Below are 11459 nucleotides of genomic sequence, written 5' to 3'. Positions count from 1 at the left end.
ATTCTGAACAATACTGCTTAGCTTCTCGCGTACATAAGCTGGATTGATCACAATGGACTCTAATGTGATTTCTGGTGCTTCAAAGGACAAATCTTCCAGCAATTTTTCTAAAATCGTATGTAATCGTCGAGCTCCGATATTTTYGGTTTGTTGATTTACTTCAACTGCAATTCGAGCAATTTCATGAATAGCTTCCTCCGCAAACTCAACAGTTATACCTTCAGTTTGTAATAAAGCTGTGTATTGTTTGGTCAAAGCATTCTTAGGCTCTGTTAGTATAGATACAAAATCCTCTAATGTTAAATCACTTAGTTCAACACGGATAGGGAATCTGCCTTGAAGCTCTGGAATGAGATCAGATGGCTTTGCAATATGGAACGCCCCAGCCCCAATGAATAACACATAGTCTGTTTTAACAGGTCCATATTTAGTTACTACCGTGGAACCCTCAACAATAGGTAAAATATCTCGCTGTACACCCTCTCGCGAAATATCCGGTCCGCTGCCGCCGCCGCGGCTGCTTGCGATTTTATCAATTTCATCAATAAATATAATGCCGCTTTGCTCTGCACGGTTAATCGATTCCTGGATAACATCATCCATATCAATTAATTTCTGCGCTTCTTCTTGTATCAACACTTTTCTAGCTTCTTTGACTTGCAATTTCCGCTTTTTCGTCTTTTTCGGGATGAGACTGCCTAACATTTCTTGCATATTCATGCCGGCTTGTTCATTGCCTTGACCGCCAAACATATCAAGCATAGAAGGCGCCGTGTCTTCTACCTCTATCTCAACGTGATCGTTCTCTAATTTACCATTGGATAATTGTTCGGCGACTTGAGCTCTTTTAGAAGCCAGATTGGGATCAGACGTCGTCTCTTCTTGCTCTTCTTTGTTTTGCCCGCCAAACAGCATCTCAAGCGGGTTACGTTGTGTTTTGGCACGAGTTGGGCTCGGTGCAAGCAAAGACACCAATCGCTCATTAGCAAGCTTCTCAGCACGATCCTTAACCTTCTCCATACGTTCTGCTTTGACCATACGTACGGCTGTCTCAATCAAGTCGCGTACCATCGATTCCACATCACGGCCAACATAGCCGACTTCTGTAAATTTGGTTGCTTCTACTTTAATAAAAGGTGCGCCGACCAGCTTCGCAAGTCTACGAGCAATTTCCGTTTTCCCAACTCCTGTAGGTCCAATCATGAGAATGTTTTTCGGCACAATTTCATCTCTCATGCTTTCATCGACAAGATTTCTCCGATATCGATTTCGCAAAGCGATCGCAACGGATTTCTTAGCTTTCTTCTGCCCCACAATGTATCGGTCTAATTCATGGACAATTTGTTTAGGTGTAAGGGAGCTGTTTGCCATATGTAGTACCCTCCTTAAATTTAGGCTAAAGCCAATTGATCAATTGAGAGCGTGTGTGTGATTCTATACAGAAACATACGTTCTGGTCTATTCAATTTCTTCAACAATAATATTATGGTTGGTAAACACACAAATTTCAGCTGCTGTCGTCAACGCCGCATGAGCGATTTCCTTCGCACTTAGTTGAGGGGCATGTCGATGTAACGCTCTACCCGCCGCTAGAGCGAAGCTCCCGCCAGAACCAATCGCCAAAATGCCATCATCCGGTTCAATGACTTCCCCATTACCTGAGAGCAGCAGAAGTCCAGAGGCATCCATTACAATCATCATAGCTTCCAGCCTGCGGAGCACACGATCTTGTCGCCAATCCTTGGTTAGCTCAACTGCAGCCCGCTGAAGGTTGCCATGGTGCTCTTCCAGCTTCCCTTCAAATTTCTCAAAGAGTGTTATCGCATCAGCAACGGATCCGGCGAAACCAGCTATGACTTTCCCTCTATGTAAACGCCGTACTTTTTTGGCCGTGCTTTTCATGATCATACTATTACCAAATGTCACTTGACCGTCGCCAGCTATAGCTCCCTTGCCTTGATGACGGATCGCAAATATTGTTGTCGCATGAAATGTTGCTTGATTGGTTTCCATTTCGATTCACCCCTCTATAAGAATCATATCCACGAAAGAGACCTCACCATGCGTAAGGTATGGGTCACAAAAATGAGAGAAACCTCTAGCGAGGTCCTGTCTGTCGAGAAGACCGCATCTAGAGGTAAATGTATGATCAAACGAATGAAAAATGCAATAAAAGATTAATTTATAGTAACATAGTGAATCAACTCATTACAACTTATTCAACAGGTGTTTTCACAAAATTCTGAATACTCTCTAAAGCACGGTTAGCCAACTTTTCGTATTTTTCTTTTTTATTACGAATACGCTCTGGCAGTGCAGGAAGAAGTCCAAAGTTTGCATTCATCGGTTGGAAATGTTTGAAGTCTGCTGTTGTAATGTATTGTGCCATACTCCCTAAAGTCGTTTCAGCAGGCAAGATCACGCAATCTTGGCCTTTCGCCATACGACCTGCATTAAGCCCAGCAATCAAACCAGAAGCAGCAGATTCTACATACCCTTCTACACCCGTCATTTGACCCGCAAAGAATAGATTCTCACGACGTTTGTATTGATAAGTCGGCTCAAGTAGCTTAGGTGAGTTAATAAATGTGTTGCGATGCATAACGCCATAACGGACGAACTCCGCTTGCTCTAGCCCAGGGATAAGCTGAAGTACGCGCTTTTGCTCTCCCCATTTCAAATGCGTTTGGAAGCCAACTAGGTTGTATAAGGTACCTGCTGCATTATCTTGACGAAGCTGCACGACAGCATGTGGCATTTTACCCGTATGCGGGTTAATTAAGCCTACTGGCTTCATAGGTCCGAATAAAACCGTTTGTTTACCGCGTTTAGCCATAACTTCTAAAGGCATACAACCCTCAAAATAGATTTCTTTCTCGAATTCCTTTAATTCTGCAACTTCAGCTGTAATTAGAGCCTCATAGAATACATTAAACTCTTCTTCTGTCATTGGACAGTTCAGGTATGCAGCCTCTCCTTTATCATAACGAGAAGCCAAATATACCTTATTCATATCGATTGAATCTTTCTCTACAATCGGTGCTGCAGCATCATAGAAGTATAAATACTCTTCACCCATTAATGCTTTGAGCTCTGCAGCTAAATCTGGCGATGTCAGCGGCCCTGTAGCTACCACCGTGATCCCATCAGGAAGCGTTTGAAGCTCTTCATTGCGAACCTCAATTAATGGGTGATTGCGCAACGTATTGGTCACTGCTTGAGAGAAGCCATCACGGTCAACCGCTAATGCTCCACCAGCAGGTACTGCATGCTCGTCAGCGCAAGATAGAATGAGAGAGTCCATACGTCTCATCTCTTCTTTTAAAACACCAACGGCATTCGTGAGGCCATTGGAACGTAGTGAGTTACTGCATACGAGTTCAGCGAACTGATCTGTCATGTGTGCAGGTGTTTTTCGTTTGTTACGCATTTCATATAAAGTAACAGGCACGCCTTGACGGGCAATTTGCCACGCGGCTTCACTGCCTGCCAATCCTGCGCCGATGACTGTTACTCTTTGATTTTCCGGCAAAATCAGACACCTCTAATCTTTCATATCATCTGTGTGATCGGAATCTTCAACTTCTTCCTTGTGATCACATTGTGTACATTGTATCGTTACGCCATTTTTGCTTCGCTTCTCAATCATCATCGAGCTGCAAGCTGGACACGGCTTATTAACGGGTTTATCCMAAGAAACAAAATCACAGGTTGGATACTGGTCGCACCCGTAAAAAACTCGYCCCTTTTTACTTCTTCGTTCAACAATCTTACCCGAGTGGCATGTTGGGCATGTGACTCCTATATCCTTAATGATTGGTTTCGTATTCCGGCAGTCAGGGAAACCTGAGCAAGCTAGGAATTTACCGAAGCGCCCCATTTTATAGACAAGGTGCTTCCCGCATTTCTCACAAATCTCATCCGAAACTTCATCCTGGATTTCAATTTCTTTCATTTCCTCTTCAGCAAACTCTAAGCGCTTTTCAAAGGAAGTGTAGAAGGTATCCAATACTCTGACCCAATCCTCTTTCCCCTCTTCAACAAAGTCTAGTTCTTCTTCCATATGAGCCGTAAACTCGATGTCCAGAATTTCCGGGAAAAATTCCTGCATTAATTGTATGACAAGCTCACCTAGCTCCGTTGGCACGAATTTCTTTTCTTCGATTGCCACATAGCCACGCTTCTGAATCGTTTCTAGTGTAGGTGCGTAAGTACTTGGTCGCCCAATACCCATTTCCTCAAGCGCACGTACTAAACGTGCTTCTGTATACCTTGGAGGCGGTTGCGTAAAGTGCTGCTTCGGTTCCACGCTTTGCTTTGACAACGTATCGCCCTTGGACAGTGGTGGCAGTAACTTATCCTCTTCTGTCGTGCCGTCATCATTACTTTCGACATACACCTTCATAAAGCCAGCAAACTTCATTTTAGAGCCATTCGCTCTAAAAATCGTTTCTCCCGCATGTAAATCGATCGTCATTGTGTCCAGAATAGCAGATGCCATTTGACTCGCAACAAAGCGATCCCAGACCAGCTTGTACAATCGGAACTGATCTTTACTCAAGAACGCTTTCATTTGCTCAGGTTCACGAAGTACAGAAGTCGGCCTGATCCCTTCATGCGCATCTTGGGCATTCGCATTTTTCTTCAGATACTGACGAGGCGTCTCAGGATAGAAGGTTGGGCCGTATTTGGTCATAATAAATTCTTTGGCTTCTTCTTGGGCAATAGGAGAAATCCGCGTAGAATCCGTACGCATATACGTAATTAAACCGACGGTACCTTCTTTGCCTAAATCGATACCTTCATATAATTGCTGCGCCACAGACATAGTTTTGGATGCACGGAAATTAAGTTTTCGCGCTGCTTCCTGTTGCATGGAGCTTGTAATAAAAGGAGGGGAAGGATTACGCTGACGTTCTTTCTCTTTCACTTCTTTCACAATAAACGCATCGTTACCCATTGCAGCAAGAATCAAATCGACATCTTCTTGTGAATGCAGCTCTTTTTTCTCACCATTGTGGCTATGATACTTGGCTTCAAATACGGTTTTACCCGCATCAAGAACAGCAGTTATTGACCAGTACTCTTCTGGTTCAAACGCCTTAATTTCGTTCTCGCGATCTTGGATTAATTTAACCGCTACGGATTGTACACGACCTGCTGATAGCCCTTTCTTCACTTTTTTCCAAAGCAAAGGACTGATTTTGTAACCAACAAGACGATCCAAAATCCGACGCGCCTGCTGGGCATTCACCAAATCTTGATTGATGCGCCGAGGCGTTTTGAAGGCATCCTTGACGGCTTCCTTCGTAATCTCATTAAATACAACACGGCATAGCTCATCAGGACCAACAGACAAATAGTGTGCTAAATGCCAGGCGATCGCTTCACCTTCACGATCCGGATCCGCCGCCAGATATATTTTTTTTACTTTTTTGCTTGCGTCTTTTAGTTCTTTAAGGATAGAACCTTTTCCACGTATTGTTATGTATTTAGGCTCAAAGTTATTATCGACTTCTACGCCAATTTGGCTTTTCGGAAGGTCGCGAATATGACCCATCGATGCTTTTACGATGAACTTACTGCCTAAATATTTGCCGATGGTTTTGGCTTTTGCTGGTGACTCAACAATGACTAACGAATCTGCCATGGTTCGTCCTTCCTCCCCTCTTGGTTTCAAGGTAAAGTTTACTTGGCGAGAAGCAAAACTTCGTGAATAGCCTATGCTCGAATGTATGTTGAACCCGGAAGCTGTTTAATCGCCTTTTTCAATACCAAAGATAACAGAACTGCATGCAAATGTCCAAACGTAAATTGACTGTCTTCTAATAAAGTGTCAATTGAGATCGGTGCATCTGACAACTTTCGAACAATTTCGACTTCATCCTCGGATAGAATGAAAGTCGGTTCTGGCTTAAATGCAACATTTAATTCATCCAGATTTATCATGTGTTTATAATCTTCGACAATCTCCTGGGCACTGGTGACTAATTTCGCGCCATCCTTCAGAAGCTTGTGAACACCGCTGCTTTGTCGAGAATTAATGGGTCCTGGAACAGCGAAGACATCGCGCGAGGCATCTACGGCAAACGCAACAGTGATCAGTGATCCACTATCCTCAGCCGCTTCCACTACCGTAACGCCCAGAGATAACCCAGCAATAATACGATTCCTCTGTGGAAACATACCAGGGTGCATACCAGTGCCAATCGGGTATTCCGAAATAATGACACCTTCCTGCTCAATGTTACGATATAACAGCGCATTCTCTCGCGGGTATATCATATTGATCGCACATCCAAGCACAGCCACTGTTTTCGACTTCCCTTGCAGTGCACCAATATGAGCTTTGCTATCGATTCCTCTTGCTAGCCCGCTTACAATCCCAAATCCTGCTCTCGAAAGTGAAGCTGCCCACTCTTCGGCGATTTTCTTCCCGTACAGCGTTGGTGTTCGCGTACCTACCATACCAAGTAAGTGACCCTTTAAAAACGAAGGATCGCCTTTCACATATAAAACCCAAGGAGGCTGCGCAATTTCCTTTAGAATAGCGGGATACCCCTCGTCGAAACGAGTTACAATCTGAATCGCTTGACTTTTATATACACGTAGCTTTTGTTCAATAAAAGCAGGTGTCAGTCGTGTCGAAATTAGTTCTGCTATCGAAGCACGAATCCCAAATGAAGCGATTTCTGCTGCCGATAACGCCAATAATACGCTAGGTTCAGGGAATCGACTTAAGAGCTGGTGAATCGTTTTCCACCCTACCCCCTCAAGCTCATGTAAACCAATTAAACAGTTGCGATTATCCATTAGTATATACACTCCTTCCATGAATGACAAATCTATGCATTGGATAAAAATAAAAAAACCTCCCAAATCCCAATTAAGGGAAATGGAAGGTTGCTTACCTTCGTGAAACGAAGCTTATTTTTTTGTGATAACTGTATCCAGTAAACCTTTTTCTTCAAGTACGCTAACAAGTGTTGAACCCATTTCGGATGGTGTAGCCGCTACACGGATACCGCATCTTTCCATAGTTGCAACTTTCTCAGCTGCAGTACCTTTACCACCGGAAATAATGGCACCAGCATGGCCCATACGTTTTCCTGGAGGCGCTGTTTTACCGCCGATGAAGCCAACAACTGGTTTTGTCATGTTCGCCGCTACCCACTCCGCTGCTTCTTCTTCAGCCGTTCCGCCGATTTCACCGATCATGATAACAGCGTACGTATCTGGATCTTCGTTAAAACGTTTAAGGATGTCGATAAACTCGGATCCTTTAACTGGATCTCCACCGATACCAACTGCGGAGGATTGTCCAATTCCGCGTGTTGTCAATTGGTGAACAGCCTCGTAAGTCAATGTTCCGGAACGCGAAACAACACCTACGTGACCTGGTGTATGAATGTAACCTGGCATGATACCGATTTTGCACTCTCCTGGTGTGATAACACCTGGACAGTTTGGTCCGATAAGAACGGTATTTTTACCTTCAAGGTAGCGTTTAACACGTACCATATCAAGAACTGGAATACCTTCTGTAATACAGATAACCAATTCAAGCTCAGCTTCAATCGCTTCGATGATGGATTCTGCAGCAAAAGCTGGTGGTACATAGATAACGGATGCCGTAGCACCAGTTACTTTTTTCGCTTCAACAACTGTGTTGAAAACTGGCAATTTAACAAGCTCACCATTTTCCAAAGTAATATCTACAGTTGTTCCGCCTTTACCAGGAGTTACGCCACCCACCATTTGCGTGCCGTAGTCCAGACCGCCTTTGGTATGAAACAAACCCGTAGCGCCGGTAATCCCTTGAGTAATGACTTTTGTATGTTTATTGACCAAAATACTCATGATCGAATGTTCACATCCCTATATAGTTTTCAAACCGCACCGGTTTGATTATTTAACAAGTGCAACGATTTTTTGAGCGCCGTCTGCCATAGAATCAGCAGCAACAATGTTCAAGCCGGATTCGTTAAGCAGCTTTTTACCAAGCTCAACATTAGTTCCTTCAAGACGAACAACAAGCGGACGGGATAGTCCTAGCTCTCTAGCAGCAGCTACAACACCTTCAGCAATTACGTCACAACGCATGATACCGCCGAAAATGTTAACGAAAATCCCTTTTACTTGCTCATCAGACAAGATGATTTTGAAAGCTTCAGTAACTTTCTCTTTCGTAGCACCGCCCCCTACGTCTAGGAAGTTAGCAGGGTCTCCGCCGTAGTGCTTGATAATGTCCATAGTGGCCATAGCAAGTCCAGCGCCGTTAACCATACAACCGATGTTACCATCAAGAGCGATGTAGCTCAGGTCATATTTGGAAGCTTGGATTTCTTTCGCATCTTCTTCTTCTAGGTCACGAAGCTCAACGATGTCTTTGTGACGGAAAAGAGCGTTAGAATCGAAGTTTAATTTCGCATCAAGTGCCATAACGTCACCAGAGCCTGTTACAACCAATGGGTTGATTTCAGCAATGGAAGCGTCCTTCTCAACGAATGCTTTGTACAGAGCAAGCATGAACTTAACTGCTTTGTTTACAAGCTCATTCGGGATATTGATTGCGTGAGCAAGTCTACGTGCTTGGAAAGATTGAAGACCGATTGCTGGGTCAACAACTTCTTTGAAAATTTTCTCAGGAGAATGTTCAGCTACTTCTTCAATTTCCGTACCGCCCTCTTCAGAAGCCATCATAACGACGCCACCTGTTGTACGGTCAACAACAACACCTACGTAATATTCTTTCTTAATGTCACAGCCCTCTTCGATCAAAAGGCGTTTAACTTCTTTACCTTCTGGACCAGTTTGGTGAGTGACAAGCACTTTACCTAGAATTTCGCTAGCATATGTACGAACTTCCTCGAGGCTCTTAGCAACCTTAACGCCGCCTGCTTTACCGCGACCTCCGGCATGAATTTGTGCCTTTACTACGACGACGGATGTTCCAAGTTCTTTTGCCGCTTCAACTGCTTCATCAACGGTAAAAGCAACCTTTCCGTTAGGAACGCTGACTCCGTACTGTCTCAGGAGTTCTTTGCCTTGGTACTCATGGATATTCATTTCCTAAATCCTCCTATCAGTATGGACTTTCTATACGTGCTATACAGGGAAAAGTGTAATTTCCAATTGACGTTGTGCACGAGAATATATCTTGCTACCGGAATTAGTATCACACTTCTTCGCAAGCCCTAACCATTGTATCACATTATTTTCGACAGTTTCTTTATTTTTTTCGTTAATCCATTCAAATTTTCCTTTCACACTGAAAAACTTTAGCTATCACTCGACTCACGCAACAAATAAAAAAACGTATTTCTCATGTAATGAAAAATACGTCATGCTTCAACTTGGTTAATAGAACGAAGTTGGTGTTGTGTTGACCCGAGGTTCACGCTCTGCTTGCTTAATAAAACGCATTTCATTCGCAGAAAAGTTGCAGATCAAGCACTGAATCGTTGGTTCAGGCTCAGGAATGACGCCTGGATCATGGAATTCAGTTATATTCCCAGATAATGCGTCCTTTAAAAATGACTGCGAATAGCTCGTAATTACATTAAATTTAATACGATTTGACCGGCAATTGGGACAAAAATATGGTTTTTCTTGCATATCATCACCTCATCTTCCAGTATGTGCATGTCGCACATTTTTAAAACGTGAACACCTCTCGACAATATTTGCGTAATTTTACCAATTGTGATTATAATAAAAGAAATTAATCGGATCAATGAGGAAGCACCTTTTATCCAATTCGAACTCAGTTATTGCAACTGTGATTTCAATGGAGAAGAAGGTGTTTTTATGTATGGCAAAGTCATGAGCGCTTGTTTACAAGGGATTGAGGGAAGACCGATCGAAGTCGAGGTTGATATTTCAAGCGGCCTACCTCAGATTAATCTTGTTGGTCTACCAGACTCAGCGATTCGAGAATCCGTGGAACGAGTTCGTTCTTCAATTAAAAACTGTGGGTTCACGTTCCCTATGGACCGGATTACCGTTAATCTCGCTCCTGCTGATTTACGTAAGGAAGGGTCGTCCTTCGATCTTGCCATTGCGGTAGGCATTCTCATCACTACTGGACAAGTTCATTTAGAAGGCTATCCAACCACATTATTTCTAGGTGAACTTGCTTTAGACGGTTCTCTTCGTCCTATCCCTGGTGTGTTGTCGATGGTCCATGCGGCCAAAAAGGTGGGTATTAGGAGAGTTTGCTTGTCAACTGTGAACGCGCCTGAAGCGGCATTAATTGAGGGTGTTGAGGTATGTGTCATAACGAATCTTTCTGATTTCAAAAATTGGAACAAAAGTTCGTATCAGGAATTTATCTATCAGATTGCTGACCGCGAATCAAATGAGCCATCTATTACAATCAATAAGCAGTCTAATTATGTTGAAGATTATGCCGATGTCAATGGACAGCATCAGGTTAAGCGTGCCATGATGATCGCTGCAGCAGGCATGCATAATTTGATCCTCCTTGGTCCGCCAGGGACTGGAAAGACGATGCTTATCAAGCGTCTTCCTTCCATTCTTCCACCTATGACTGACCGTGAGGCTCTAGAGGTTACGAAGATCTACAGCGCCTCCGGTAAATTGACGGATCGCTCCACACTGATGCGCGCAAGATCATTCCGTGCCCCGCACCACTCCATCTCTGCTGCTGGCCTCGTTGGCGGAGGAACGATCCCCAAGCCTGGTGAAGTGAGCTTATCTCATCGTGGGATCCTTTTCCTAGACGAGCTTCCAGAGTTTACACGAAACGCACTCGAAGTTCTCAGGCAACCACTTGAGGATCGCTACGTCATGATTGCTAGAGCAAGAGCCGTATATACATTTCCTTCTCATTTTATTTTGGCAGCCGCTATGAACCCATGTCCATGTGGTTATTATGGTGCCGAAACGGAGGCTAACGCTTGCATCTGCAGTCCCGCTAGGATCGTTCACTATCGCTCCAAAATCTCAGGCCCACTTCTCGACCGAATCGATCTCCATGTTGAAGTCCCTAAACCAAGCTATGCCCAATTAAAAGACAATGCCTCAAATTTATCCTCCAGCGAAATGCGAGCTAAAGTGATGCAAGCCCATTTACGACAACAGAAACGTTACGTAGGAACCGACATTCAACATAATAATGAATTAAGCGGTAGATTGATGCGGGAAATTTGCCGATTAACACCTGAAGGGGATCAGCTACTGCGGGTTTCGTTCGAGGCATTGGGACTCAGTGCACGAGCGCATGATCGGATCCTACGGCTCGCACTCACAATTTCGGACTTAGACGGTTGTGATCGTATTCACCCTTCTCATCTAGCGGAAGCCATCCAATATCGAAATCTGGATAAAAACCAACGTATTGAAGAGATTGAGATTTGATTTGACCTGATCTGACCTGGACTGAGCTGAACTAAACGAAAAATCTTGCTTAAAAATAAAAGCCTCTTGATTCGTCA

General features: G+C 43.8%; 9 protein-coding genes. 1 reads left to right on the top strand and 8 read right to left on the bottom strand.

The window, feature by feature from the left end; all coding sequences use genetic code 11:
* The 8 genes from hslU to AC1DVJ_RS11255 all read right to left on the bottom strand — a co-directional run.
* Window positions 1-1371 (bottom strand): ATP-dependent protease ATPase subunit HslU (gene hslU, locus AC1DVJ_RS11290; RefSeq protein WP_477590729.1); only part of this gene is annotated, 1371 nt, incomplete at its 3' end.
* Window positions 1372-1458: 87 nt separating this feature from the next.
* A complete protein-coding gene (gene hslV, locus AC1DVJ_RS11285) occupies window positions 1459-2013 on the bottom strand; it encodes an ATP-dependent protease subunit HslV (protein WP_477590727.1) in 555 nt (184 codons plus the stop codon).
* A gap of 202 nt (window positions 2014-2215) precedes the next feature.
* A complete protein-coding gene (gene trmFO / locus AC1DVJ_RS11280; RefSeq protein WP_477590726.1) occupies window positions 2216-3532 on the bottom strand; it encodes an FADH(2)-oxidizing methylenetetrahydrofolate--tRNA-(uracil(54)-C(5))-methyltransferase TrmFO in 1317 nt (438 codons plus the stop codon).
* Window positions 3533-3544: 12 nt separating this feature from the next.
* Entirely contained in the window at window positions 3545-5650 is a 2106-nt protein-coding gene (gene topA, locus AC1DVJ_RS11275) for a type I DNA topoisomerase (protein ID WP_477590724.1), read from the bottom strand.
* A 71-nt stretch (window positions 5651-5721) separates the two neighbouring features.
* Window positions 5722-6813 carry a DNA-processing protein DprA gene (gene dprA / locus AC1DVJ_RS11270; protein ID WP_477590723.1) on the bottom strand — a complete coding sequence of 364 codons (1092 nt, stop codon included), beginning with the start codon at window positions 6811-6813 and terminating at the stop codon, window positions 5722-5724.
* Between the two features lie 114 nt (window positions 6814-6927).
* Entirely contained in the window at window positions 6928-7860 is a 933-nt protein-coding gene (gene sucD, locus AC1DVJ_RS11265) for a succinate--CoA ligase subunit alpha (protein ID WP_477590722.1), read from the bottom strand.
* Window positions 7861-7908: 48 nt separating this feature from the next.
* On the bottom strand, window positions 7909-9069 hold the full coding sequence (sucC, locus tag AC1DVJ_RS11260) for an ADP-forming succinate--CoA ligase subunit beta (RefSeq protein WP_477590720.1): 1161 nt from the start codon (window positions 9067-9069) through the stop codon (window positions 7909-7911).
* A 291-nt stretch (window positions 9070-9360) separates the two neighbouring features.
* Window positions 9361-9618, bottom strand: a complete 258-nt coding sequence (locus AC1DVJ_RS11255) for a hypothetical protein (RefSeq protein ID WP_056624884.1) — start codon at window positions 9616-9618, stop codon at window positions 9361-9363.
* Window positions 9619-9810: 192 nt separating this feature from the next.
* Between AC1DVJ_RS11255 and AC1DVJ_RS11250 the strand changes: the two genes are divergently transcribed.
* Window positions 9811-11382, top strand: a complete 1572-nt coding sequence (locus AC1DVJ_RS11250; RefSeq protein ID WP_477590736.1) for a YifB family Mg chelatase-like AAA ATPase — start codon at window positions 9811-9813, stop codon at window positions 11380-11382.
* Window positions 11383-11459 lie beyond the last annotated feature (77 nt).

It is taken from the genome of Paenibacillus sp. P4_A9 (genome assembly GCF_056402415.1).
The sequence above is the reverse complement of the archived record's forward strand: the minus strand, read 5'-3'. Positions and strand labels throughout refer to the sequence as shown.